The 24806-nt window shown below is 73.4% G+C and carries 20 protein-coding genes and 2 pseudogenes; 9 read left to right on the top strand and 13 right to left on the bottom strand.

The features are described 5' to 3' along the window. Positions 1-97: 97 nt before the first annotated feature. The gene (locus B124_RS00110; protein ID WP_496500494.1) at positions 98-1072 is read right to left on the bottom strand and encodes a TrmB family transcriptional regulator; all 975 of its coding nucleotides are present in this window, start codon (positions 1070-1072) and stop codon (positions 98-100) included. A gap of 127 nt (positions 1073-1199) precedes the next feature. On the opposite strand from B124_RS00110, the gene B124_RS00105 reads away from it, so the two are divergent. Together B124_RS00105 and B124_RS00100 are read left to right on the top strand one after the other, a co-directional pair. After that, entirely contained in the window at positions 1200-4592 is a 3393-nt protein-coding gene (locus tag B124_RS00105; RefSeq protein WP_496500493.1) for a S8 family peptidase, read from the top strand. Between the two features lie 130 nt (positions 4593-4722). Then, on the top strand, positions 4723-5589 hold the full coding sequence (locus B124_RS00100; RefSeq protein ID WP_496500492.1) for an alpha/beta hydrolase: 867 nt from the start codon (positions 4723-4725) through the stop codon (positions 5587-5589). Here B124_RS00100 and B124_RS00095 read toward each other — a convergent pair. After that, positions 5563-6213, bottom strand: a complete 651-nt coding sequence (locus B124_RS00095) for a TetR/AcrR family transcriptional regulator (protein ID WP_496500491.1) — start codon at positions 6211-6213, stop codon at positions 5563-5565. The two genes, B124_RS00100 and B124_RS00095, sit on opposite strands and share 27 nt — an antisense overlap. Before the next feature lie 229 nt (positions 6214-6442). Here B124_RS00095 and B124_RS00090 point away from each other — a divergent pair, with 229 nt between their 5' ends. Then, positions 6443-6988 carry a hypothetical protein gene (locus tag B124_RS00090; RefSeq protein ID WP_496500490.1) on the top strand — a complete coding sequence of 182 codons (546 nt, stop codon included), beginning with the start codon at positions 6443-6445 and terminating at the stop codon, positions 6986-6988. Positions 6989-7038: 50 nt separating this feature from the next. Here the strand turns inward: B124_RS00090 and B124_RS00085 are convergent, their stop codons facing one another. The 8 genes from B124_RS00085 to rhaI form a co-directional block, all read right to left on the bottom strand. Then, positions 7039-7419 carry a VOC family protein gene (locus tag B124_RS00085; RefSeq protein ID WP_496500489.1) on the bottom strand — a complete coding sequence of 127 codons (381 nt, stop codon included), beginning with the start codon at positions 7417-7419 and terminating at the stop codon, positions 7039-7041. Between the two features lie 63 nt (positions 7420-7482). Beyond that, positions 7483-8790, bottom strand: a complete 1308-nt coding sequence (locus B124_RS00080) for an exo-beta-N-acetylmuramidase NamZ family protein (RefSeq protein WP_496500488.1) — start codon at positions 8788-8790, stop codon at positions 7483-7485. Between the two features lie 95 nt (positions 8791-8885). Continuing rightward, positions 8886-9521 carry a LutC/YkgG family protein gene (locus tag B124_RS00075; protein ID WP_496500487.1) on the bottom strand — a complete coding sequence of 212 codons (636 nt, stop codon included), beginning with the start codon at positions 9519-9521 and terminating at the stop codon, positions 8886-8888. Between the two features lie 61 nt (positions 9522-9582). Next, positions 9583-11100, bottom strand: coding sequence for a lactate utilization protein B (locus B124_RS00070; protein ID WP_496500486.1), 1518 nt, complete (start codon positions 11098-11100; stop codon positions 9583-9585). Next, positions 11097-11813, bottom strand: a complete 717-nt coding sequence (locus B124_RS00065) for a (Fe-S)-binding protein (protein WP_496500485.1) — start codon at positions 11811-11813, stop codon at positions 11097-11099. The genes B124_RS00070 and B124_RS00065 overlap by 4 nt, the downstream gene beginning before the upstream one ends. Next, positions 11792-13330: a rhamnulokinase gene (locus tag B124_RS00060; protein WP_496500484.1), complete on the bottom strand. Its 1539-nt coding sequence runs from the start codon at positions 13328-13330 to the stop codon at positions 11792-11794. The genes B124_RS00065 and B124_RS00060 overlap by 22 nt, the downstream gene beginning before the upstream one ends. Further along, positions 13327-15387: a bifunctional aldolase/short-chain dehydrogenase gene (locus B124_RS00055; protein WP_496500483.1), complete on the bottom strand. Its 2061-nt coding sequence runs from the start codon at positions 15385-15387 to the stop codon at positions 13327-13329. Before B124_RS00055 ends, B124_RS00060 begins: the two co-directional genes overlap by 4 nt. Beyond that, positions 15384-16541 (bottom strand): L-rhamnose isomerase, encoded by a 1158-nt coding sequence (gene rhaI / locus B124_RS00050; protein ID WP_496500482.1) that lies wholly within the window; start codon positions 16539-16541, stop codon positions 15384-15386. Before rhaI ends, B124_RS00055 begins: the two co-directional genes overlap by 4 nt. Before the next feature lie 158 nt (positions 16542-16699). Between rhaI and B124_RS00045 the strand changes: the two genes are divergently transcribed. Next, a complete protein-coding gene (locus tag B124_RS00045; RefSeq protein ID WP_496500481.1) occupies positions 16700-17893 on the top strand; it encodes an RNA-guided endonuclease InsQ/TnpB family protein in 1194 nt (397 codons plus the stop codon). Positions 17894-17946: 53 nt separating this feature from the next. Here the strand turns inward: B124_RS00045 and B124_RS00040 are convergent. After that, positions 17947-18573 (bottom strand): annotated as a pseudogene (locus tag B124_RS00040) (glycoside hydrolase family 78 protein); the annotation flags it as partial. A gap of 209 nt (positions 18574-18782) precedes the next feature. Between B124_RS00040 and B124_RS00035 the strand changes: the two are divergent. Then, entirely contained in the window at positions 18783-20291 is a 1509-nt protein-coding gene (locus B124_RS00035) for a sugar ABC transporter ATP-binding protein (RefSeq protein ID WP_496500480.1), read from the top strand. Then, positions 20288-21343, top strand: a complete 1056-nt coding sequence (locus B124_RS00030; RefSeq protein WP_496500479.1) for an ABC transporter permease — start codon at positions 20288-20290, stop codon at positions 21341-21343. Before B124_RS00035 ends, B124_RS00030 begins: the two co-directional genes overlap by 4 nt. Before the next feature lie 102 nt (positions 21344-21445). Here B124_RS00030 and B124_RS00025 read toward each other — a convergent pair whose 3' ends face one another. After that, positions 21446-21862, bottom strand: coding sequence for a zinc ribbon domain-containing protein (locus B124_RS00025; protein WP_496500478.1), 417 nt, complete (start codon positions 21860-21862; stop codon positions 21446-21448). Between the two features lie 83 nt (positions 21863-21945). Here B124_RS00025 and B124_RS00020 point away from each other — a divergent pair, with 83 nt between their 5' ends. The 3 genes from B124_RS00020 to B124_RS00010 are packed head-to-tail and all read left to right on the top strand — an operon-like array spanning position 21946 to position 24394. Beyond that, a complete protein-coding gene (locus B124_RS00020; protein WP_496500477.1) occupies positions 21946-22929 on the top strand; it encodes an ABC transporter permease in 984 nt (327 codons plus the stop codon). Positions 22930-22976: 47 nt separating this feature from the next. Beyond that, a complete protein-coding gene (gene rhaS, locus B124_RS00015) occupies positions 22977-24059 on the top strand; it encodes a rhamnose ABC transporter substrate-binding protein (RefSeq protein WP_496500476.1) in 1083 nt (360 codons plus the stop codon). Next, complete coding sequence (locus tag B124_RS00010; RefSeq protein WP_496500475.1) at positions 24059-24394, top strand: L-rhamnose mutarotase; 336 nt, start codon at positions 24059-24061, stop codon at positions 24392-24394. The genes rhaS and B124_RS00010 overlap by 1 nt, the downstream gene beginning before the upstream one ends. Before the next feature lie 165 nt (positions 24395-24559). On the opposite strand, the pseudogene B124_RS00005 reads toward B124_RS00010, so the two are convergent. Then, positions 24560-24806 (bottom strand): annotated as a pseudogene (locus B124_RS00005) (IS110 family transposase); the annotation flags it as partial.

Below are 24806 nucleotides of genomic sequence, written 5' to 3'. Positions count from 1 at the left end.
CGCCGTTCGACGATTCGGCGTCCCGGATTCGGAAATCGCTTACATAACGCGGCGTTATGGCCATCGGGCAATGGAAGGGGTTTACGGGCGGCCGGAATTACTCCCCCCGGTCGTACGTGGCGGGGTCCGGGAGCCAGCCGCGGCGCTGTGCCAGGATTCCCGCCTGGAAGCGGGTGCGGGCGCCCAGTTCGTCCAGCAGCTCCGCCACCCGCCGGGTGACGGTGCGCGGGCTCACGCCCAACTGCCGGGCGATCGCCTCGTCCTTGACCCCCGCGGCCAGCAGCGTCAGCAGCCCCAGGTCCGAGCAGGACGGCCGGTCCTGCGCCGGCTGCGGGAGCAGCGGCGCGGCCTGCTCCCACAGCAGCTCGAAGAGGCCCACCAGCGCGTCGAGCAGCGCGCACGGGCGGATCACGAGCGCGCTGTCCACCTGGTCGTCCAGCGCGATCGGCAGCAGCGCCACCGCCCGGTCCGCGACCGCCAGCTTCATCGGCACCTGCGGATGGACCCGCGACAACTCGCCGTTGGCCGCCGCCCGCCGCACCGCCGCCAGGGCGCCGGGGTACTCCAGCGACTCCGGGGCGTAGACGCCGCGTACCACCACCTGCTCGTGCAGCCGCGCCGTCACCCCCTCCTCCGAAGGCGCCGGATCCGCGGCGTACGGTGGCCGGTCGAAGACCAGCAGCTCCCGCTCGCAGCCGCGGACGAGCTGGCCGAAGCGCTCGGCGATGGCCTGCCGGCCGGTGAGGATCTCCAGCAGCTCGTCCGGCTGCCGGCCCGCGCTCAGCGTGGCCGCCAGCGCCCGGGCGCTGCGCTGCAGTTCGCCCAGCTCCCGGCGGCGCCGCGCGACGAGCAGGTCGACGGCGGTGTCCGGGCGGGTGGCCAGCAGCCGCACCGGCCGGCCGGGCAGCCGGCTGACCAGGCCCACCTCCTCCAGCTCCGTCACGCTGCGCCGCGTGGCCCGCTCGGAGCGGCCCAGTTCCCCGGCGAGCTGGGCGACGGTGCGGCCGGGCGCCGCCAGCAGCGCGCGGTAGGCGGACTCTGCGTACGTCGGTATCCCCAGGGCCTCAAGCATCCGGCCATCGTGGCTACTTGTAGCCGTGGCGACAAGACGCCACGAAGATTCGTTCCGCAGTGCGGGCCGGCCGAGGTAAGACCGGATCATGTTCTCCCGACGGCTCCCACCGCCTCTCCGCGCTGCCGTGACGGCACTGCTCCTCGGCGGGCTGACCCTCCCGGCCCTGTCGGCCACGCCGGCCGCGGCGGGCCCACCGCCGCCTGCCGGCGCCGCCCCCTCCTCCGCTTCCTCCGCGTCCCCCGCGTCCCCCGCCTCCGACTCCGACTCCGACTCCGCCACGGTCACGCTCGTCACCGGCGACGAGGTCACCCTCGACGCTCCCGCCGCGGCCCCGGCGGACGGCCGGCCCGCCGTCACCGTCACACCCCGGCCCGGCTCCGAGGGGACCCGGTCCTTCACCACCCTGCGCGACGGCGGGGACGTCTACGTCGTCCCGGACGACGCCACCGGGCTCGTGCCCGAGGTGCTCGACCTCGAACTCTTCAACGTCACCGTCCTGGTCGAGATGGGCTACGACGACGCCGCCACCGACGCACTCCCGCTGATCGTGCAGGGCCCCCGCCCGCTGGCCGCGACCGGCGAGGCGGCCCGCGAGGAGGCCCTGCGGCTGCCGGCCATCGACGCCGTCGCCGTCGACCTGCCCAAGGAGAGCGCCGGCACCTTCGCCGCGACGCTGGCCCGCCCGGCGGGTCCCGCCGCGGCCGGGGTGCGCCGGGTGTGGCTGGACCGCCGCCTTCAGGCGGCCGAACTCGACGGCAACCTGGAGCAGATCGGCGCCCCCGAGGTGTGGGAGACCGGGCTGAGCGGCGCCGGCGTGGACGTCGCCGTGCTCGACTCCGGTGTCGACACCGACCACCCCGACCTGCGCGGCAAGGTCGCCTCCGCCGCCGACTTCACCGGCGAGGGCACGACCGGGGACCGCAACGGCCACGGCACCCACGTCGCCTCCCTCGTCGGCGGCAGCGGCGCCGCGTCGGGCGGCGCCCGCAAGGGCGTCGCGTACGATGCCCGGCTGCTGAACGGCCGGGTCCTGAACGGGGAGGGCCAGGGACAGGCGTCCTGGGTCATCGCCGGCATGCAGTGGGCCACCGAGCAGGGCGCCGACATCGTCAACCTCAGCCTCGGCGGCGCCGCGCCTCAGGACCCGCAGAACGACCCCGTCGCCCGCGCACTCGACACCCTGGCCGCCGAGACCGGGACCCTCTTCGTCGTCGCCGCGGGCAACTCCGGCCCGTACTCCGGCTCCATCGACAGCCCCGGCGTCGCCGAGAGCGCACTGACCGTGGGGGCCGCGGGCGCGGGTGGCGGCCCGCCCCGGTTCACCGGCCGCGGGCCGACCACCGGCACGAACCTCAGCAAGCCCGACCTGATCGCCCCCGGCGTCGCCGTCACCGGCGCCCGCGCGGGCGGCGGCACGGCCGATCCGTACACGCAGCTGGACGGCACCTCGCAGGCCACGCCGCACGTCGCCGGCGCCGCCGCGCTGCTGCTGCAGAAGCACCCCGACTGGGACTGGCGGCGGGTGAAGACCGCCCTCATGGCCACCGCGGACGGCGACCCCGCCGACCCCTGGCCGCACGCGGCCGGCGCCGGCCTCCTCGACCTGCCGGGCGTCGTCGGCGAGACGCTGCAACTCAGCCGCGGCAACGTCGACTTCGGCATGCTGCGGTACCCCGGGAACGACCGCCCGGTCTCCATCGAGCTGAGCCTGACCAACCACGGCACCGGGCCCCGCGCGCTCGCCCTCGGCGACCTCGCCACCGAGCGCGCCGGCACGCGCCTCGCCGACGACGCCGTCACCGTGACCCCCGACGCGGTGACCGTCGCGCCCGGCGCCACCGAGCGGGTGACGGTCACCCTGACGCCCGAGGGCGTCACGCCCGGCGTCTACTCCGGCGCCGTCGTCCTGACCGAAACCGGCCACGACACCGTCACCCTGCCGCTCAGCTTCGTCCTCGAACCGCCCCGCCGAGATGTGGACCTGACCGTCCTGGACCGCAACGGCCGGCCCTGGGCGGGCGGCAGCTTCTGGGTGCTCAACACGGAGGAGACCCACCCCGAGACGGGCGGCGGCTTCCACACCGTCCACCTCGACGAGAACGGCCAGGCCACCGCCCGCGTGCTGCCCGGACCGCTGTCCATGCTGGCCAAGGTGGAGACGCCCGCCGCGGACGGCGAGCCCGCCACCGTCGCCTTCGCCGGCTCGCCTGAGGTCATGGTCGAGGACGACACGTCGTACACCATCGACGCCCGCAAGGCGCTGCCGCTGCGCCCCGCGACGGTCGAGGGCGCGGACACCCGGGTGCGGCACGCCTCCGTCCACTACGCCCGCCACGACGCCGCCGGCACCGGCGGCCTGGACGAGGGGATCTACGCCACCGGCGAGGAGATCGCGCAGGGCCGGGTGTTCCTCCAGCCCACCGGGCCGGTACAGCACGGCAGCGTGGCGTTCGAGACCCGCTGGCGCCTGGAGGCCGACGGCAGGCCGAAGGGGCAGCAGGCCGACGTGTACGAGCTGGTGCTGGGCCGCGGTGAGACGATCCCCGACCCGCCGCGCTACCGCCTGACCCGCGCGGAGGCGCGCAAGCTGGCGCGCGTCGAGGCCGACTACCGCTCGCTGCTCGGCCGGGACGACACGTACACCGAGACCCGCGTGGCGCACACGGACGGCATCATCACCGCCCTCGCCTTCGAGTACCCGCTCGCGGTGCCGCAGCGCCGCGTCGAGATGGCCACCGCGCGGCCGGACGTCACGTGGCGCCACTGCCTGCTCGGCCCCGAGGCGGCGCTCGCGCAACTGTGCACGCCCACGCTGCCGTACGAGCCGGGGGAGAGCGCCGATCCGGTCTGGTTCGGCGCCCCCGCCCCCGCGGTCATCTCCGGCATGCACTACGGCAACGAGCTCGTCCTGCCCGTCTCGCTGAGCGACGGCGAGCACCAGGGTCCGGTGTGGAACTACGCGGCTGCCGGGAACGAGAGCCTGCGGCTCTTCCGCGACGGCACCGAGATCCCGCCCCGCCCAGGCACCGACTACTTCCCCGTCACGCCGGAGCCCGCCACCTACCGGCTGGAGCACACCTCCCGCCCCGACCGCGACACGCTGCCGATCGGCAGCCGGACGCGCACGAGCTGGACGTTCCCCGCCCAGGGCCCGGCGGATCCGGCGGTGGGGCAGGAGCCGCTGCGGCTGCTCGGCGTCGACTACGCGCCCCGCACCACCCGGGACGGCGGCGTTCCCGCGTACCGGCCGCTCACGGTCGGCCTGCGGCTGAACTCCACCTCGGCGCCCGAGGACGCGATCAGGACCGAGCACGGCAGCGTGCGGTTCTGGGCCTCCACCGACGGCGGCCGGCGCTGGCACGAGGCGCTGGTGACCGCGGGACGGGACGGTGAACTGACCGCGCTGGTACCGGGGGTGTGGCCGCGCCCGGGCCAGGAGGTGTCCGTACGGGTACGCGGCAAGGCGGCGGGCCGGTCGATCGACCAGACGATCCTCGACGCCTACCGCGCCGGCTGAGGCACCGCGCCGGCCCCGGCACCGCGCCGGGGCCGGCGCGCGTACCGCTCCCGTCGCCGCCCGGTCGGCCGCCCGCCTCCCGCCGCCTGCTTCCAGAATTATAAGCGAACGGTCGTGCTATCTTCTCTCCATGAAGCCTGCCGTCACCGCGCTCATAGCCAAGGTCCTCAACGCCACCGCCCCCGTCCTGCCGGGCCTCGCGGGCCGCGGCGCCCTCGTCCTCTACCGCTATCCGCGCGCCGACCGTGCCTTCGCGGACGCCGAACGCCGGCTGCTCGCCGGCGCGTTCACCGGCAGTCTCACGGTGGCCGGCAAGAACGTGGTCACGTACTGCTGGGGCGACGGCGAGCGGCCCGTGCTGCTCGTGCACGGCTGGCGCTCGCGGGCCACGCACCTCGCGCCGTACATCGCCGCGCTGCGCGCCGCCGGCTACACGCCCGTCGCCTTCGACGCGCCCGCGCACGGCGCCTCCGAGGGGCGCCGCACGACCGTGCTGGAGTACCGCGAGATCATCATGCGGCTGTACGAGGAGCACGGCCGGTTCGAGGCCGTCGTCGCGCATTCCCTCGGCGGCTCCGCAGCCTTCCTCACGCTGCGCCGCGCCCCCGTGGCCGACCGGCTGGTGGTCGTCTCCGGCGTCGCCGACTTCGACCACGTCGTGGACGTCTTCTGCGCCGGCCTCGGCCTCGGGCCCCGGGTGAAGACCGCGCTGCGCCGGCGCATCGAGACCGACATGTTCCCCGGCGAACACGACCTGTGGCGCCGCTTCGACGTCACGTACCGGCCGGCCGAGGTCACGCTGCCGATCCTGCTCATCCACGACGAGAAGGACCGCATGGTCGCCGCCGCGCAGGCGGACAAGACCGCGGCGGCCTACGGCGACCAGGTCCGCCAGCACCGCACCAGCGGCCTCGGGCACGCCCGGATCCTGGCGGACCCGGACGTGGTGCGCACGGCGCTCGCGTTCGTCTCAGCCGGGGAGCGCGTCCGGGACTGAGCCCGGGGCCGTGGCCACCGCGCGCAGCCGCGTGACGACGGCGGTGGCCGCCAGGTCGTACGCGTCCGGCGCGCCGCGCAGCAGCGACAGCAGGTTGGCGTGCTCCAGCGAGGCGATCAGCTCGAACGCGAGCAGGGCGGGATCCGTCTCGGGCCGCAGCTCGCCGGCGGCGCGGGCCTCCTCGGCCGTGTGCTCCACGTACGCCGCCCAGTCGCGGTGCGCCGCCGCCACCGCGTCGTGCACGGGGCCGCTGCGGGAGGCGAACTCCGCCGCCGCGCCGTAGAAGAAGCAGCCGCCCGGGAAGACGCGCTCGCGCGAGTAGCGCAGCCAGTGCGCGCAGAGCGCCAGCAGCCTGCCGACCCCCGGCGGCAGGTCCTGTACGGGCACCACCACGGTCTTGGCGAACACCGCGCCCGCCGCCCGTACCGTCGCGAGCTGCAGCTCCTCCTTCGAGCCGAAGAGCGCGAAGACCCCGCTCTTGCTCAGGCCCAGCTCGCCCGCGATCCGGCCCAGCGACAGGCCCTCCAGCCCCTCCACCGAGGCGATGTCCATCGTCCGCCGCAGCACCAGCCGGCGCGTCTGGTTGCCGCGTTCGACCCGCCCGTCCACCCGCGTACCGGCCACCCTGTCCGCCTCCTTTACGTGCCCGCCAGTCTACTGACCAGCGCCGTCCCCGCCCCCGGACCGCCGGACCCGCATCCGTGCGCCCGGGGCCCGCGCGGGCGGCGGGCGGCACACTGGTCGGTATGGGTGACACGCGGACCGCGATCGAGGAAGTGACGGGGCTGTGGTTCTCCATCTGCGACGGGGACGGGCCGATACCCACGCGCGCGGACGGACCCCGGGCGGGCGGATGCCACGGGGTTCGCGGCTGATCGTGGCCGGCGCCGTCGTGGCCGGACTCCTGCTGGTCAGCGGGGTGTGGGCGGTGCTGGGTCACGATGAGCGGCGCTTAGGGGTGGCGGTGCCGGGCGCGGAGCTGGTGCACTTCGAGTCCGGTCACGGGTACGAGCCGGTGCGTACGGTGCTGCGCTCGCGCGCCGACGTCGCCGCCTTCGCGGAGCGGTTCCCGTCGGTGGTGAAGGGCGGCGACGACGGCAAGGGGGGCGACGGCGCCAGGGCCCGGCCGGCCGGGCGGGACTTCGGGACCGAGGCGCTGGTCGCCTTCGCCTGGAGCACCGGGTGCACGAGCGCGGACTCCGCCGACCTGCGCAGCTCCAGGGAGCAGGGCCTGTTCGCGGTGACCGCCGAGAGCACGGCGTACCGCAAGTGCGTGGAGCCCTGGGACGTCCTCGCCGTGTTCGCGGTGCCGCGGGAGTGGGTGCCGCGCGACGTCGAGCTGGCGGGGGCGCCGCCGGACCCGCCCGGCCCGCCCGCCGGGGCGGCGGACGGGCCGTGACGGCGCCGGACCGGCCCCCGGCGGTCACGGGCTGACAGCCGGACGCGGCTCTACCGGGTGTGCAGGTCGGTCCGCGAGGAGTGTTCGTCTTCGAAGACGCAGAACTCATTGCCCTCGGGGTCGGCCATGATGTGCCAGCCGATCTCGTCGTCCCGCCGGCGGACCATCGTGGCGCCCAGCGCCTCCAGCTCCTCCGGGACACCCCACACGTCGAGGTGCATCCGGTTCTTGACCGTCTTCTCCTCCGGGACGGGGTTGATCCAGATGAGCGGGCCGCGGCCGGCCGGGTCGTGGATGGGCACCGGCCACTCGGCCGGCCGCGGCCCGCCGGGGTCCTGCCGGCGGGCGTAGCCCAGGGCGGTGCACCACCAGTCGGCGAGCGCCTGGTGGTCCCGGGCGTCCAGCGCAAGATCCTTGAAGCGTGCGGGCATACGCGTGATCTTAACGCCGCCCCCGGCCGTCGGCGGCCCGCCGCGGCGCGGCCCCGGGCACCGTCAGCGGTAGAGCAGGTAGCGCTGCCGGGCGCGGGTGAAGCCGGCCACCTCGTCCTGCCAGGCGGCCGCCACCTCGGCCACGTCCCGGCCCTCGTCGATCATCGTGCGCATCCGCGGCGAGCCCGACAGCTTGTCGATCCAGAACGGCCGCTGCCGGTCCCAGTCGTCCTGCCGCCAGGCGAACTCCGGGTAGCGCGCGGCCTCGACCAGCATCGCCACCGCCGCCGTCACCGGCTCGTAGCGCCGCCGGTCGGCGACGTGCACCTGGACACCCGCGCACGTCTCGCCCGCGTGCTTGCTGAACGTCGGCACGAAGTACGCCTCGCGGAACTCCACCCCCGGCAGCCCGCGTGCGTTCAGCCGGTCGCTGTAGTGGTAGTCCAGGTACGGCGCGCCGATCCACTCGAACGGGCGCGTGGTGCCGCGGCCCTCGGAGAGGTTGGTGCCCTCGAAGAAGCAGGTGCCCGCGTACGCCAGCGCCGTGTCGGCGGTCGGCATGTTCGGGGACGGCGGCACCCAGGGCAGGTCGCCGTCCTGCGCGTACGACTCCGGGTCCCAGCCCCGTACCCGTACGACCTCCAGCTCCACCCGGCCGCCGGCGCCCTCGCCGGGCAGCAGTTCGCCGTTGAAGTAGCCGGCCAGCTCGCCGACCGTCATGCCGTGCTGCTGGACGATCGGCTTGAGGCCCACGCCGGAGGTGAACTCCGGTGTCATCATCGCGCCGTCGGCGCGGCGGCCGATGGGGTTGGGGCGGTCCAGGACGACGAAGGCGGCGCCGGTCTCGCGGGCGGCGACCATCGCGTTGTACATCGTCCAGATGTAGGTGTAGAAGCGCGCGCCGACGTCCTGGATATCGAAGACGACGGTGTCCGCGCCGGCCTTGGTGAACAGCTCGGCCATCTTCGCGGCGCCCGCGCCGTACGCGTCGTAGACCGTCAGGCCCGTGCGCGGGTCGATGGTCTCCGGCTCGGCCTCCCCGGCCTGCGCGCTGCCGCGGAAGCCGTGTTCCGGGCCGAAGACGCCGGCGATGTCGAGGGTGCCGGAGGCGTGCATGGAGTCGACGACGTGGCGGGTGTCGCGCAGGATGCCGGTCGGGTTGCTGACGATGCCCAGGCGGCGGCCCCGCAGCAGGGACCAGCCCTCGGCGGCGGCGGCGTCGGCGCCGGGCAGCACCTCGCCGGGCCGGCCGCCGGCGCGGGTGCGCGCGGCGGCCCCGCGCGGTGCCGCGCCGGCGAGCAGGGGGACGGCCGCGCCGGCGGCGGTGCCGGTCAGGAGCGTACGGCGGGACGGTGCGGAAGGTCTCGGCATGGCGGAGAAGCTAACCGACCGCGGGGGAGGGGAACAGGGTCCGGGCCGGTTGCCAGTGGTGTACAACTCTGGTGGCGGGAGGGGACCGAGGGGCGTCAGCCGGTGGTGAGCACGACCTCCAGCGTCCGCGGCCCGTGCACGCCCTCCACCCGGTCCAGCTCGATGTCGCTGGTCGCCGAGGGCCCCGAGATCCACGTCTGCGGGCGGGCCGGGTCCAGCCGCTCCATCGCCTGCGGCAGCGAGTCCACCACCTGCTCCGGGACCCGCACCACGCACACGTGGTGGTCCGGGATCAGCGTGATCCGCCGCCGGCCCTGCCCGGGTCCGGCGTCCAGCACGATCGTGCCGGTCTCCGCGACGGCCAGCGCGCAGCCCGTCAGCACGCTGTCCACCGCATCCAGCTCCCGGGCGGTGCTCGCGGCCCGGTCCGGGACGCGGGTGGCGTCGACCGCCGCGGTCCACGCGGGCGGCAGCCCGTCCGGTACGAGCAGCGTGCGCGTGCCCCGCTCGGCGAACAGCCGCATGAGGAGCTCCGGCAGCCCGGCCGCGTCCGTGCGGTGCACGCGGGCGCGGTAGTCGGCGAGGTTCTCCGCGAGCAGGTCCGCGGATTCGGCGGGGGAGCGGTCGCCGTGCACGCGCAGGTAGTCGCGCGGCACCGCCTGCTCCGGCGTGCCGGCGGCGTCGCGGACGGCGGCCCGTACCCGCGCGAGGATCGTCTCCCTGCTGCTCACGTCGTACGCCTCTCTCCCGCGGCCCCCGCGCGCCTCGCGCGCCTCACGTCCCTCGCGCCTTTCATGAGCCTTCTCCGCGGGTGCGCCGCCACCACGCGCGGAACGACTCCTTCGGCACCGGCGGCAGTTCCCGCGTCGCCGACCACGCCTTCCCCGGGCCCGGCAGCCGGCGCGGGTGCAGCCGCCGGGTGCCGGTCGTAGCGCGCAGCGCCGCGCCGTAGGCGCGCGGGTGGTCCATCGTCCAGCGCGCCGCCCGCATCGCCGCCCGCTGGGCGGCGTGTCCCTTCGCCGGCTTGATCACGGTCTTCGTGCCGCGCACCGGGTACGTGCCCCCCTCCGCGACCCGCGTGCGCAGGTGTACCAGCACCTCGGGGATGTCGATGGCGACCGGACACACCTCGTAGCACGCTCCGCACAGCGTCGAGGCGTAGGGCAGCGAGGCGTCCAGCGCGCTTGCCGTGCCGCGCAGTTGGGGGGTGAGGATCGCCCCGATCGGGCCGGGGTAGGCGGAGCCGTAGGCGTGGCCGCCGGCGCGCTCGTAGACCGGGCAGACGTTGAGACACGCCGAGCATCTGATGCACCTGAGCGCCTGGCGTCCCACCTGGTCGGACAGCGTGTCGGTGCGTCCGTTGTCCAGCAGGACGAGGTGGAAGTCCCGCGGTCCGTCGCCGTCCGACGGGCCGGTGAAGGTGCTCGTGTACGGGTTCATCCGCTCGGCGGTCGAGGAGCGGGGCAGCAGTTGGAGGAAGACCTCCAGATCCCGCCACGTGGGGATCACCTTCTCGATGCCGACGACGGAGATCAGCGTCTCCGGCAGCGTCAGGCACATCCGCCCGTTGCCCTCGGACTCCAGGACCACCAGCGTGCCCGTCTCGGCGACCATGAAGTTCGCCCCGGAGACGGCGACCTTGGCGCTGAGGAACTTCTCCCGCAGGTGCAGCCGCGCCGCCTCGGCCAGTTCGGCGGGCCGGTCGCCGAGCCCGGCGGGCGCGGGGCGGCCCCAGTCGCCCATGCGGTCGCGGAAGATGTCGCGGATCTCGCCGCGGTTCTTGTGGATGGCGGGGACCAGGATGTGCGACGGCCGGTCGGCGCCGAGCTGCACGATCAGCTCGGCGAGGTCCGTCTCGTACGCCCGGATGCCGGCCGCCGCCAGGGCCTCGTTCAGCCCGATCTCCTGCGTGGCCATCGACTTGACCTTGACGACCTCGTCGGCGCCGGCCTCCCGGACCAGCCGGGTGACGATCGCGTTCGCCTCCGCGGCGTCCACGGCCCAGTGCACGTGCCCGCCCGCGGCGCTCACCGCCGCCTCCAACTGCTCCAGACGGCGGTCCAGATGGCGCAGCGTGTCGTCCTTGATCGCGGCGCCCGCGGCGCGCAGCCGGTCCCAGTCGGCGAGTTCGGCGACGGCCGCCGCGCGCTTGCCGCGGATGGTGTGCGTCGCGTGCGTGAGGTTGCCGCGCAGGGTGGCGTCGGCGGTGGCCGCCGCGGCGGCCTCGGGGAAGGCCGCCGGGCGGGTACGCGGCAGGCCCAGGAACGTACGGGCGCCGCGGGCCGTCGAGGTCTCGCGGGCGCCGGTCACCAGACGTCCCCTTCCGTGCTCGCCAGGATCTCCGCGATGTGCACCGGCCGGACCGGCGAGCCGCGGCGCGCCAGCGTACCGCCGATGTGCATCAGACAGGAGTTGTCCGCCGCGCACACCGCCTGCGCGCCCGTCTCCTCCACGTGCCGGGCCTTGTCGGCACCCATCGCCGCCGAGACCGCCGCGTTCTTCAGCGCGAACGTGCCGCCGAACCCGCAGCACTCCTCGGCGCCCTCCAGCTCGCGCAGCGTCAGCCCCTTCACGTGTGCCAGCAGGCGCCGCGGCCGGTCGCCGAGCTTCAGCATCCGCAGCCCGTGACAGGTCGGATGATAGGTGACCGTGTGCGGGTAGTACGCGCCGACGTCGGTCACCTCGAGCACGTCCGTGAGGAACTCCGTCAGCTCGTACGTGCGCGGCGCGACGGCCGCCGCGGCGGGCTCGCCGAGCCGGGGGTAGTTGTCGCGGACCATCGCCGCGCACGAGCCGGACGGCGTCACCACGTACTCGTAGCCGGCGAAGACGTCCGCGTACCGGCGCGCGAGCGGCTGCGTCTCGCGCCGGTAGCCGGTGTTGAACTGGACCTGCCCGCAGCAGGACTGCGCGAGCGGGAAGTCGACCGTCACCCCCAGCCGCTCCAGCAGGGTCACGGCCGCGCGGCCGGTGTGTGGATAGAGCGTGTCGTTGACACACGTCACGAAGAGCGCAACGCGCATTCCGCTTCCTCCCAGGCCGAGCCGCCGCCGTCACCGGGTTCATACTCCCGCAGCGGCTGCGTTCTGTGAAGCAGAGATCGGAGGTCTGTAAGGGTACCGTCGATCACGCCGGCCGCGCGCGCCTGGACGAGGACGTTGCCGAGCGCCGCCGCCTCCACCGGCCCCGCCACCACCGGCAGCCCGCAGGCGTCCGCCGTCAGCCGGCACAGCAGCTCGTTGCGCGCGCCGCCGCCGACGACGTGCACGACGCGCACCGTACGGCCCGAGAGCCGCTGCGCGTCGGCCACCGCGCGGCGGTGCGCCAGGGCGAGCGAGTCCAGCACGCAGCGCACGGTCTCCGCCGCGGTACGCGGCTGAGGCAGCCCCGCCGCCCGGCACGCCGCCGCGATCCGCTCCGGCATCCGGCCCGGGGCGAGGAACGCCGGGTCGCCGGCGTCCACGTACGAGCGCAGCGGGGGCGCGGCGGCGGCGCCGGCCAGCAGCGCGTCCAGCTCGTACGCGTGCCCCTCGGCCTCCCAGGTGCGCAGGCACTCCTGGAGCAGCCACAGGCCCATGATGTTGCGGAGGTAGCGCACGGTGCCGTCCACGCCCAGCTCGTTGGTGAAGCGGGCGGCGCGGGACTCCTCGGTGAGCACGGGGGCGGTGAGTTCGACGCCGGCCAGGGACCAGGTGCCGGTGGCGATGTAGGCGAAGTCCGCGTCCCGCGCCGGCACGCCGACGACGGCCGAGGCGGTGTCGTGCGAGCCGACCGCGGTCACCGGCACCGGACCGGTCAGACCCGTCTCCTGAAGCACCGCGGGCAGCAGTTCGCCCGCCGGGTCGCCGGGGCGGCGCAGCGGCGGGAAGAGCCCGAGGTCGACGCCCGCGGCCTCGGCGACCCGGCGTGAGAACGCGCCCGTGCGCGGGTCGATCAGCGCCGTGGTGGAGGCGTTGGTCAGCTCGGTGCCGGCCCTGCCGGTCAGCCAGTACGCCACGAGGTCGGGGACGAGCATCAACTGCCGGGCCGCGGCCAGCGCCGGGGTGCCGCGGGCGGCGAGGAGCTGGTAGACGGTGTTGAACGGCAGCTCGGCAAGGCCCGTCGCGCGGTACAGCTCCGCCGCCGGCAGCACCTCGGCCAGCTGTGCCGCCATGCCCTCGGTGCGCGTGTCGCGGTAGTGCACCGGGTTGCCGATCAGCGCGCCGGCGGCGTCGAGCAGGCCGTAGTCGACGGCCCAGGAGTCGACGCCGACGCCGGCGAGCCGGCCCCCCGACCGCCGGCCCGCCGCGCGCAGGCCGTCCAGCACGCCGGCGTAGAGCGCGAGGACGTCCCAGTGGAGCGTGCCGGCCAGCCGTACGGGCCGGTTGGGGAACCGGTGCACCTCCTCGACGTGCAGCTCGCCGCCGACGGTGCGGCCGAGCATCACCCGCCCGCTGGCGGCGCCGAGGTCGACGGCCGCGAACGGCGGCGAACTCCTGCCGCCGGCCGAGCCGCTGCCGGCCGCGCCGCCGCCCGCCGCCGGCCCGTACGCCCCGCTCACCGCAGGAACGCGGCGGCCACGCCCGCGTCCACGGGGATGTGCAGCCCGGTCGTGTGGCTCAGCTCGCCGGCCGTCAGCGCGAACACCGCGTTCGCCACGTGCTCCGGCAGCACCTCCCGCTTCAGCAGCGTCCGCTGCGCGTAGAACTCGCCGAGCTTCTCCTCCGGCACCCCGTACACCGCGGCCCGCTTGGCGCCCCAGCCGCCGGCGAAGATGCCGGAGCCGCGCACGACGCCGTCGGGGTTGATGCCGTTGACGCGCACTCCCAGCTCGCCCAGCTCGGCGGCCAGCAGCCGCACCTGGTGCGCCTGGTCGGCCTTGGCGGCCCCGTACGCGATGTTGTTCGGCCCGGCGAACACGCCGTTCTTGGAGGCGATGTAGACGATGTCGCCGCCCATGCCCTGCGCGGCCAGCACCCGCGCCGCCTCGCGGGAGACGAGGAACGAGCCGCGCGCCATGATGGCGTGCTGGCTGTCCCAGTCCGCCGCGGTGGTCTCCGCCAGCGGCTTGGAGACCGAGATCCCGGCGTTGTTGACGACGAGGTCCACGCCGCCGTACGCGAGGGCCGCGGTCCGGAACGCCGCCGCGATCTGCTCCTCGTCGGTGACGTCCACCACCGCCGCGACGGCCTTGCCGGCACCGCCCAGCTCGGCGGCGACCGCCTCGGCGCCCGCGGCGTCCCGGTCGGCGACGACGACGCACGCGCCCTCCGCGGCCAGCCGCCGGGCGATGGCCCGCCCGATGCCCGAGCCCGCGCCGGTGACCAGCGCCACCCGGGCCGCCAGCGGCTTCTGCGGCGGCATGCGGCGCAGCTTGGCCTCCTCCAGCTCCCAGTACTCGATACGGAACTTCTCCGCCTCGGTGACGGGGGCGTAGGACGACACGGCCTCGGCGCCGCGCATCACGTTGACCGCGTTGACGTAGAACTCGCCCGCCACCCGGGCGGTCTGCTTGTCCTTGCCGAAGCTGAACATCCCGACGCCCGGCACGAGGACTACCGCCGGGTCGGCGCCGCGCATGGGCGGCGAGTCCGGCGCGGCGTGGCGCTCGTAGTAGGCGCGGTAGTCCTCGCGGTACGCGGCGTGCAGCTCCTTCAGCCGGGCGACGGCCTCCTGAAGCGGCGCGCCCGGCGGCAGGTCGAGCACCAGCGGGCGGACCTTGGTGCGCAGGAAGTGGTCGGGGCAGGAGGTGCCGAGTGCGGCCAGCCGCGGGTGGGCCTCGCGCGCGAGGAAGTCCAGCACGACGCCGGCGTCGGTGAAGTGGCCGACCTGCGGCCGGTCGGTCGACGCCAGCCCGCGGATGACCGGCGCCAGCGCGGCGGCCCGCTCCCGGCGTCCGTCCTCCGGCAGCGGTCCGTAGCCCTCGAGGAGCGGGCCGAACGGCTCGGGCCGGCCCTGCTCTTCGAGGAACCGCTCAGCGGTGCGGATGATCTCCAGCGAGTTGCGCTCGCACTCCGCGGAGTCCGCGCCCCACGCCGTGATGCCGTGGCCGCCGAGCACCACGCCGATCGCCTCGGGGTGCGCCTCGTACACGGCCGCGATGTCCAGGCCGAGCTGGAAGCCGGGCCGCCGCCACGGCACCCACACCACCCTGTCGCCGAAGCACCGCCGGGTCAGCTCCTCGCCGTCGGCGGCGCAGGCCAGGGCGATGCCCGAGTCGGGGTGGAGGTGGTCGACGTGCGGGGCGCCGACCAGGGCGTGCATGGCGGTGTCGATCGAGGGGGCCGCACCGCCTCTCCCGTGCAGGCAGTAGTCGAACGCGCCCACCATCTCGTCCTCGCGGCTCTCGCCCGGGTAGGTGCCGGTGAGCGCCCGAAGCCGGTCGAGGCGCAGCACCGCCAGGCCCGCCGCGGTCAGCGTGCCGAGGTCGCCGCCGGAGCCCTTGACCCACATCAGCTCCACGTCACCCCCGGTGACCGGGTCCGTGGCCGTCCCCTTCGCGGAGGCGTTGCCGCCCGCGTAGTTGGTGTTGCGCGGGTCCGCCCCCAGCCGGTGCGCCCGCGCCAGCAGGTCGGCCACCGGGCCGGACGCGGCTGCCGGCTGCTGCTCTGTGCTCATGCGCCCCACCCGGCCTGCGTGCCGCCGACCCGCTCCGCGACGATCCGCTCGGCCCACCCCGAGCGGCGGTACGCGGCCACCGGGTCCGGGTCGAGCCCCATCTCCTCGCGCACCTCGGCCAGCAGCGGCCGTACGTCGGTGTTGTAGGCGTCCATCAGCACGGCGTTGGCGCCCAGCACGTCGCCCTCGCGCTGCGCGGCGGCCAGCGCCTCGCGGTCGACGAGCAGCGCCTTGGCCGTGGCCTCCTGGACGTTCATCACCGAGCGGATGATCGCGGGGATCTTCGGCTCGATGTTGTGGCACTGGTCGAGCATGAACGCCACGTCGGGGCCGAACCCCCCGCCCCGTACCACCTCGTACATGAGGCGGAAGAGCTGGAACGGGTCGGCCGCGCCGACCATCAGGTCGTCGTCGGCGTAGAAGCGGGAGTTGAAGTCGAAGCCGCCGAGCTTCCCCTCCCGCAGCAGCACCGCGACGATGAACTCGATGTTGGTGCCGGGCGCGTGGTGCCCGGTGTCCACCACCACCTGCGCCCGGCCGCCCAGGCGCAGGCAGTGCGCGTACGCCGTGCCCCAGTCCGGCACGTCCATGTGGTAGAAGGCCGGCTCGAAGAGCTTGTACTCCAGCAGCATCCGCTGCCCCTCGCCGAGCCGTTCGTACACCGCGGCGAGGGCCTCGGCCAGCCGGTCCTGGCGCTCGCGCACGTCGTCCTGGCCGGGGTAGTTGGTGCCGTCGGAGAACCAGAGCTTCAGGTCCCGCGAGCCGGTGGCGTCCATGATGTCGACGCACTCCATCAGGTGCGCCAGCGCCTTGCGGCGCACCGCCGGGTCCGGGTGGGTGACCGAGCCCAGCTTGTAGTCGTCGTCCTGGAAGACGTTGGCGTTGATCGCGCCGAGCCGGAGCCCGCGCTCCTTCGCGTACGCCGCGAGTGCCGCGTAGCCGTCGGCGCCCTCCACCCGGTCCCAGGGGATGTGCAGCGCCACGGACGGTGCCACGCCGGTGTGCTCGTGCACCCGGGCGGCGTCGTCCAGCTTCTCCTGGGGCGTGCGCGGCACCCCCGGCTGCGCGAAGACCTTGAAGCGTGTGCCTGAGTTGCCGTACGCCCAGGACGGTGTCTCTACTGCCTGGGACTTGAGTGCCGCTTTCACGGTCATCGGGATTCCTCCGTGGATACCCCGGTCTTCAGGCCGGGGAGGAAACGAACTCCTGCGGAGCAGGGCGGGGAGGGCCGACCCGCCGCCGGAGCGATTCGGCGTCCACTGGCCATCGGCCAACCCTCTAGATTCACAAAGGACTTGATAGAATGTGAGGTATGGCACGGCAGGTCAAGCGGGCGTTCAGGTACCGCTTCTATCCCACGGACGTGCAGGCGGCGGAGCTGTCGCGCACGTTCGGCTGCGTGCGGCTGGTGTACAACAAGGCGTTGGAAGAACGCACCCGGGCCTGGTATCGCGAACAGCGCCGGGTCTCCTACGTGCAGTCCTCCGCTGCCCTGACGGAATGGAAGAAGACCGAAGAACTTGCTTTCCTGACCGAGGTGTCTGCCGTTCCGCTCCAGCAGGCGCTGCGCCACCTGCAGACCGCGTTCGCCAACTTCTTCGCCAGACGCGCGAAGTACCCGCGCTACAAGAGCCGGAAGAAGTCCCGCGCATCGGCCGAGTACACCCGCAGCGCCTTTACTTGGCGGGACGGGAGGCTGACGCTGGCAAAGATGGCACAGCCTTTGGATGTCCGCTGGTCGCGTCCCTTGCCTGAGGGTGCTCAGCCGACCACGGTGACCGTCTCCCGGGACAGTTCCGGGCGCTGGTTCGTCTCCCTGCTGTGCCAGGACACGATCGCTCCGGCCCCCGCCACGGAGGCGGCGGTCGGTGTCGACGCCGGGATTACTTCCCTGGTGACCCTGTCCACGGGGGAGAAGATCGCCAACCCGCGGCACGAGCGCCGTGACCGTGCCCGCCTGGCCCGCGCGCAGCGGGAGCTGTCCCGCAAGGCGAAGGGATCGGCGAACCGGGAGAAGGCCCGCCGCCGTGTGGCGCGCGTGCATGCGCGGATCGCCGACCGGCGCCGGGACTTTCTCCATAAACTGTCGACTCGTCTCGTCCGTGAGAACCAAACGGTCGTGATCGAGGACCTGACCGTCCGCAACCTGCTGAAGAACGGCAGCCTCGCGCGCGCCATCTCGGACGCGGCCTGGACGGACCTGCGCATGATGCTGGAGTACAAGTGCGCCTGGTACGGGCGCGAACTCCTCGTGATCGACCGCTGGTTCCCCTCCAGCAGACTGTGCGGGGCCTGCGGCACAATCGCGGCGGAAATGTCGCTGCACGTCCGCGAATGGACGTGCGATTGCGGAGCGGTGCACGATCGCGACGTGAACGCGGCACGCAACCTCAAGGCGGCCGGGCTGGCCGCGTCTGCCTGTGGAGCTGGTATAAGACCTCAACGGGAGTCCTCCCGGACGGGGCAGTCGGCGATGAAGCAGGAACCCCTAGGGCGCAAGCCGTAGGAGTCCCCCTCGGACGACGAGGGGGAGGAAGTCAACGCGAAGCCTTTCCGCGGGAGCCGGGCCCGGGTGACGCCCCCGGGGATGTCGAGCCGGGCGCGGAACCAGCGGGTCTCGGCGGGGGCGCTGGAGGCCGGGTCGCCCTCGGGGAACCAGATCCACGAGGAGCCGGTGATGTCGGGCGCGTCAGCCGGCAGGTCGGGCGCGGCGATCCAGGCCGCCTCCCACTCCTCGCCGCGCAGCCCGGTCTCCCACCAGGTGGGCTCGCTCCAGTCGGAGGCGGTCCCGTCCTGGTCCCAGACGCGCACGGTCCAGTGGTAGCGGGTACGGGGCCGCAGCTCCGGCCCGCCGTACGGCACGAGGACGGAGTCGGCGGAGGCGACCTTGCCGCTGTCCCACACATCGGGGTCGGCCAGCCTGTCCGCGGCGGTGGCCACGCGTATCTGGTACGCGCTCTGCGCCCCGCCCGGTGCGCCGGACTCCACGGGCCAGCTCAGCCGGGGCCGGTCGACGTCGAGACCGAGGGGCCGGCCGGCGTACTCGGCGGTCGGCCGGGTCACCGCCGTCTCCCGGACCGCATCACTCCCGGCAGCCGTGGCAGCGCGGGCGGCGGGCACGGCGCCGGTGGCGGCGGCGGTGCCCAGGGCGGTGGCGGTGCCGAGGAGTGAACGTCTGCTGATCACCAGGTCCTCCGAAGGGACGGCGCGAGCATGAATCGTTTCAGATGACGAAGTTAGGGAGGCGCTGAAGGCGTGTCAAGGGTCCGCGAGGAGTTCGAGGTTGTCCCGAAAGTTTCCATGTCCGACCCATTGACGTGCCTGTTGGGAGAGGTCTAGCTTCCGTGAAAACTCATTGAAACCTTTCATGAATGCCGACCGCAACGGTGCTGACCATGACAGAAGTGCCCGTCCTGGCCGCGCGCGGCCTGAGCAAGTCCTTCGGGGCCGTACGCGCCCTTGAGGACGTCTCCCTCACGCTGCACGCCGGTGAGGCGCACGCCCTCGCCGGCGAGAACGGCGCGGGGAAGTCCACCCTCATCAAGACCCTCGCCGGCGTCCACCGCCCCGACGCCGGCCACCTGCTCCTCGACGACACCCCGGTGGCCTTCCACGGCCCGGCCGACGCCCGCGACGCGGGCATCGCCGTGATCTACCAGGAACCCACGCTCTTCCCCGACCTGTCCATCGCCGAGAACATCTTCATGGGCCGCCAGCCCCGCCGCACCCTGCGGCGCATCGACCGCGCCGCGGTCCACGACGCCACCGCCGCGCTCATGCGCCGCCTCGGCGTCGGCCTCGACCCCGACCGGCCGGCGCGCGGGCTGTCCATCGCCGACCAGCAGATCGTGGAGATCGCCAAGGCGCTGTCGTTCGACGCCCGCGTCCTGATCATGGACGAGCCCACCGCCGCGCTCACCGGCAGCGAGACCGCCCGGCTCTTCGCCGTCGTCGAGGCGCTGCGCGCGGAGGGCGCCGCCGTGCTGTTCATCTCGCACCGGCTGGAGGAGATCTTCCGGCTCTGCCGCCGCGTCACCACGCTGCGCGACGGCCGCTGGATCGCCACCGACGAGGTCGCCGCGCTCACCGAGGACGACCTCGTACGCCGCATGGTCGGCCGCGAGCTGGACGAGCTGTACCCCAAGCAGGACGCCGAGCCGGGCGAGACCGCGCTGTCCGTGCGGCGGCTGACCCGCGAAGGCGTCTTCCACGACGTCTCCTTCGACGTCCGCCGCGGCGAGATCGTCGCCCTCGCCGGGCTCGTCGGCGCCGGCCGCAGCGAGGTCGTCCAGGCCGCGTTCGGCGTCGACACCCCCGACGCCGGCGAGGTGCACGTGGCCGGCCGCCCGCTGCGCCGCGGCTCGCCGACCGCGGCCATGGACGCCGGCGTCGCCCTGGTCCCCGAGGACCGGCGGCAGCGCGGCCTGGTCATGGAGATGTCGATCGAGCGCAACATCGGCCTCACCGGCCTCGGCAGCCTCGGCTCCGCCGGGCTCGTCAAGCGGACGCTGGAGCGCGGCCGGGCCGCCGACTGGGCAGCGAAGCTGCGGCTGAAGTACGGGCGGCTCACCGACGACGTGGGGGTGCTGTCCGGCGGCAACCAGCAGAAGGTCGTCCTCGCCAAGTGGCTGGCCACCGAGCCGTCGGTGCTCATCGTGGACGAGCCGACCCGCGGCATCGACGTCGGCACCAAGGCCGAGGTCCACCGGCTGCTCTCCGAACTGGCCGCGGGCGGGCTCGCCGTGCTGATGGTCTCTTCCGACCTGCCCGAGGTCCTCGGCATGGCCGACCGCGTGCTCGTCATGCACGAGGGCCGCCTGGTCGCCGAGATCCCGAGGGCCGAGGCCACCGAGGAGTCGGTGATGACGGCCGCGACAGGTCGCGGCGCCAAGGAGGCGGCGTGAGCACGACCGTACAGAAGAGAGAACCCGCCCCTGCGGCCGGCGGCGAGCGCTCCGCGCGCTCGCTGACCGACGTGATCTTCCGCGCCCGCGAACTGTCCATCGGCGGCGCCCTCTTCCTGCTGATCCTGTGCACCTGGATCGCCAACCCGAGCTTCCTGGACGACCAGGGCGTCGAGGACCTGCTGCTCAACTCCTCCATCCTGGTGCTGCTCGCCGTCGGCCAGTCCGTCGTCGTCATCACCCGCAACATCGACCTGTCCGTCGGCTCCGTCGTCGGCCTGACCGCCTTCGCCTGCGGCGACTTCGTCTCCGGCACCGACCACAGCGCGTTCACCGCCGTCCTGCTCGGCATCGCGCTGGGCACCGCGTGCGGGCTGGTCAGCGGGCTGCTGGTGAGCTTCGGCAAGGTGCCCGCGCTGGTCGTGACCCTCGGCATGCTCTACGTCATCCAGGGCCTGGACTACTGGTGGGCGGGCGGCGAGCAGATCAACGCCGCCAACCTCCCCGAGGACGTCCTCTCCCTGGGCACCGGCAGCGTCCTCGGCATCCCGTACCTGCCGCTGATCACCGCGGCCGTTCTCGCCGGCACCGCGTACTACCTGCGCTCCTTCACCGGCGGCCGGGAGCTGTACGCCATCGGCTCCAACCCCGAGGCCGCCAGGCTCGCCGGCATCCCCATCCGCCGCCGGGTGCTCGGCGCGTACGCCTTCTCGGGCGCCGTCGCCGGCTTCGCCGGCGCACTGTGGCTCGCCCGCTTCGGCACCGTCGTCGCCGACGCCGCCAACGGCTGGGAGCTGACCGTCGTCAGCGCCGTCGTCGTCGGCGGCGTCGCCATCACCGGCGGCGTCGGCTCGGTCTGGGGCGCCGCGCTCGGCGCCGCGCTGCTCACCACCATCGGCAGCGCGCTGGTCGTGCTCAAGGTCAGCTCCTTCTGGCAGCAGGCCATCACCGGCGTGCTGCTGCTCGCCGCCATCACCACCGACCGCATCGTGCAGCGGCGCACCACCAGCGCGCTGCGGAAGAGGAGGCGGCCGTCAACTACCCAGCCCTGAAGGGTCGGCTTGACAGCCGGGTCCTTCACACCGGGTTCGCGCTCCCGACTGCCCTCTACGACAGGACGGTCACGGGTCGCATCTACCACAGGAGAGGAGGCGCTAGTTCCGTTGTGGTACGGGCGTATTGACGAAAGCCCACGCCGAGCGTGCACGGTCGCGCACGTTGACCCCGGCGACGTGGTCGGCCAGGCCAGCGAGCCCGCACCGACGACATCGAAAATGATCCCGCGAAGGACGGTTGTTCCTCGCGGTATCCCCGCACCGCGGGCAACGCTGGGATGTATACCTTGCATCCACTTCCAGGTACGGCACCCCGGCCCGGCGGCACTTGTACGCCACAAACGTGCCGAGCTGGGCGAAGGGCCAGGAAGAAAGCCGTGCCCGCTGGTCGCGAGAGGCCGTTCCCCGCTCACGGATGCCGTCAGCAGCTTCACCTGCACCACGATCACCACCCGCCGACCGTAACCGGAGACACTGACAATGCCCGCTGACCAGCCATACCGGCTCCGCCGGCACGTTGCTGCGACGACCCGCGCCGCCCAGCCGAGGACTCTTTTCCTTCCAGCCCCGAAGAACCAGGCTTCCGAGCGAGTAGTCCGGTGAAGACGCTCGGCACCTGCCTGCGGTGGGACACCGCCGTCGGCATCCTGCTGATCGCGGTGTTCCTGGCCGGCACCTCGTCCACCGAGGGCTTCGCCTCCACCGGCAACATGTCCGCCGCGCTCAACGACACCGCCGAGATCGCCCTCATCGCGCTGCCGATGACGCTGCTCGTCGTCGCCGGCCAGGTCGATCTGTCCGTCGCCTCCATGCTCGGGCTGTCCAGTGCGCTGGCGGGCTCCCTGTGGGACGCCGGGTACGCCTTCGAGCTGATCGTGCCCGTCTGCCTGCTCGCCGGCGCGGCCGGCGGGCTGCTCAACGGCTGGCTCGTCACCCGCGTCGGGCTGCCGCCGCTGGCCGTCACCATCGGCACCCTCACCCTCTACCGCGGCCTGGCCTCGGTGGTCCTCGGCGACAAGGCCGTCGCGGGCTTCCCCGACGACTACGCGAAGTGGGCCTCCTCCACCGAGACCGTGCCGGGCACCTTCGTGCCGTACCCCATCGCGCTCTTCGCGGTGCTCGCCGTGCTCGCCGCCGTGCTGCTGCACATGACCGGCTTCGGCCGCGCGCTGTACGCCATCGGCGCGCAGGAGGACGCCGCCTGGTTCGCCGGCATCCGCGTCAAGCGCATCAAGCTCGCGCTGTTCGTCGTCTCCGGCCTGGTGGCGTCCTTCGCCGGCATCGTCTACACCCTGCGCTACGGCAGTGCGCGCGCCGACAACGGCCTCGGCCTCGAACTCGTCGTCATCGCCTCCGTGCTCCTCGGCGGCGTCGACTTCAACGGCGGCAAGGGCACCCTCGGCGGCGCCGTCGCCGGCGTGCTCCTCATCGGCCTGCTCAACAACCTGCTCACCCTCAACGACGTGGCGAACGAGATCCGCGTGATCGTCACCGGGCTGCTGCTCATCGCCTCCGTACTCGCCCCGCGCGCCGTCTCCGCCCTCGCGGAGCGCCGCAACCGCCGCCTCGCAGCGGCCCCCTGACCCTCAGTTCCGCAGTTCACGGAACCGAACGCGAAAGGTTCACCCCGATGCGTAACAAGAGCCGCAAGAGCCGCACCCTCGCCGTGACAGCCGCGCTGTGCGCCCTCACCCTGGCGGCCGGCGCCTGCTCGGGCACCACCAAGGACGACGCGGAGAGCGACGCCAAGGAGCAGGCGTCGGACGCCACCGCGAACCCGGACGCGCCGCTGAAGAAGGGCCTGAAGATCGCCTTCCTGCCCAAGCAGATCAACAACCCGTACGAGCAGATCGTCGACGAGGCCGGTATCGAGGCGAGCGCGGAGTTCGACGCCGAGGCCAAGGAGGTCGGGCCCTCCGACGCCAAGGCGTCCTCGCAGGTCTCGTACATCAACACCCTCGTCCAGCAGCGCCAGGACGCCATCCTCATCGCCGCCAACGACCCCAACGCGGTCTGCGGCCCGCTGAAGACGGCCATGCAGCAGGACATCAAGGTCGTCGCCTACGACTCCGACACCGCCAAGGACTGCCGCCAGCTCTTCATCAACCAGGCCAGCTCCGAGGAGATCGGCCGCAGCCAGGTGCAGCGCATCGCCGAACAGCTCGACTACAAGGGCGAGATCGCGATCCTGTCGGCGACGCAGAACGCCACGAACCAGAACACCTGGATCGACTTCATGAAGGACGAGCTGAAGAAGCCCGAGTACAAGGACATGAAGCTGGTCAAGGTCGCCTACGGCGACGACGACGACCAGAAGTCCTTCCAGGAGACCCAGGGCCTGCTCAAGGCGTACCCCGACCTGAAGGGCATCATCTCGCCCACCACCGTCGGCATCGCCGCCGCCGCCCGCTACATCAGCTCCTCCGACTACAAGGGCGACGTCGTGCTGAACGGCCTGGGCACGCCGAACCAGATGCGCAAGTACGTCAAGGACGGCACCGTCGAGGAGTTCTCCCTCTGGGACCCCAAGGACCTCGGCTACCTCGGCGCCTACGCCGCCGCCGCGCTGGCCTCCGGCCAGATCACCGGCAAGGAGGGCGAGACGTTCGAGGCCGGCGAGCTCGGCGAGTACACCGTCGGCAAGGACGGCGAGGTCATCCTCGGCCCGCCGACCGTGTTCGACGAGAAGAACATCGACGAGTACGACTTCTGATGGCCGGTGACGCGACGCGCCGCGTCTGCTTCCTGCTGAAGGTACGCGCCGACCGGCTGGCGGAGTACCGCGAGCGGCACGCGGCCGTCTGGCCGGACATGCTCGCGGCGCTCACCGCCGCCGGCTGGCGCAACTACTCGCTCTTCCTGCGCGACGACGGCCTCCTCGTCGGCTATCTGGAGACGGAGGACTTCGCCGCCGCGCAGGCAGCGATGGCCGTGACCGACGTCAACGCGCGCTGGCAGGCGGAAATGGCCCCGTTCTTCGAGGCGCTCGACGGCGCCGCGCCGGACGCGGCCGTGCGCCCCCTGACCGAGGTCTTCCACCTCGACTGAGGACCCGGCCCGGTCCTCAGCCGAGGTGGACCGGGCCCGCGTCCCTCCTCCCGCTTCCCGTCCCGTACGCACCAGCAGAAGTCCCCCCGCGCCCCCGCCGCCGGGCAGCGTGGACTGTGCCCCGCCCCGCCCGGCGCGACCGCAAGGAGCTTCCCAATGCTGATGTCAAGCCGCTGCCGTGACGGGTGGTGTGGCTTCGTAGCACGCTCCGTCGCGGATCATGGCCCACAGGACGTTGACGCGGCGGCGCGCGAGCGCCAGCAGCGCCTGCTTGTGGCCCTTGCCCTCGGCTCTCTTGCGCGCGTAGTACGCCTTGGAGGCTGGGCAGCCCTTAAGACTGGAGAGCGCGGAGAGGTACATAGCGTTGAGCAGGCCGCGGTGAAACCGGCGTGGTCTGCGGAGGTTGCCGCTG

The sequence above is a fragment of the Streptomyces sp. CNP082 genome (genome assembly GCF_059570535.1).
The sequence above is the reverse complement of the archived record's forward strand: the minus strand, read 5'-3'. Positions and strand labels throughout refer to the sequence as shown.

Bases quoted from the DNA above. Each gene is read 5' to 3' on its own strand.
- B124_RS00065 (WP_496500485.1), bottom strand. From the start codon at position 11,813: ATGCGCGTTGCGCTCTTCGTGACGTGTGTCAACGACACGCTCTATCCA.
- B124_RS00080 (WP_496500488.1), bottom strand. From the start codon at position 8,790: ATGCCGAGACCTTCCGCACCGTCCCGCCGTACGCTCCTGACCGGCACC.
- rhaS (WP_496500476.1), top strand. From the start codon at position 22,977: ATGCGTAACAAGAGCCGCAAGAGCCGCACCCTCGCCGTGACAGCCGCG.
- B124_RS00010 (WP_496500475.1), top strand. From the start codon at position 24,059: ATGGCCGGTGACGCGACGCGCCGCGTCTGCTTCCTGCTGAAGGTACGC.
- B124_RS00085 (WP_496500489.1), bottom strand. From the start codon at position 7,419: ATGCCCGCACGCTTCAAGGATCTTGCGCTGGACGCCCGGGACCACCAG.
- B124_RS00100 (WP_496500492.1), top strand. From the start codon at position 4,723: ATGAAGCCTGCCGTCACCGCGCTCATAGCCAAGGTCCTCAACGCCACC.
- B124_RS00045 (WP_496500481.1), top strand. From the start codon at position 16,700: ATGGCACGGCAGGTCAAGCGGGCGTTCAGGTACCGCTTCTATCCCACG.
- rhaI (WP_496500482.1), bottom strand. From the start codon at position 16,541: ATGACCGTGAAAGCGGCACTCAAGTCCCAGGCAGTAGAGACACCGTCC.
- B124_RS00055 (WP_496500483.1), bottom strand. From the start codon at position 15,387: ATGAGCACAGAGCAGCAGCCGGCAGCCGCGTCCGGCCCGGTGGCCGAC.
- B124_RS00035 (WP_496500480.1), top strand. From the start codon at position 18,783: ATGACAGAAGTGCCCGTCCTGGCCGCGCGCGGCCTGAGCAAGTCCTTC.
- B124_RS00110 (WP_496500494.1), bottom strand. From the start codon at position 1,072: ATGCTTGAGGCCCTGGGGATACCGACGTACGCAGAGTCCGCCTACCGC.
- B124_RS00090 (WP_496500490.1), top strand. From the start codon at position 6,443: ATGCCACGGGGTTCGCGGCTGATCGTGGCCGGCGCCGTCGTGGCCGGA.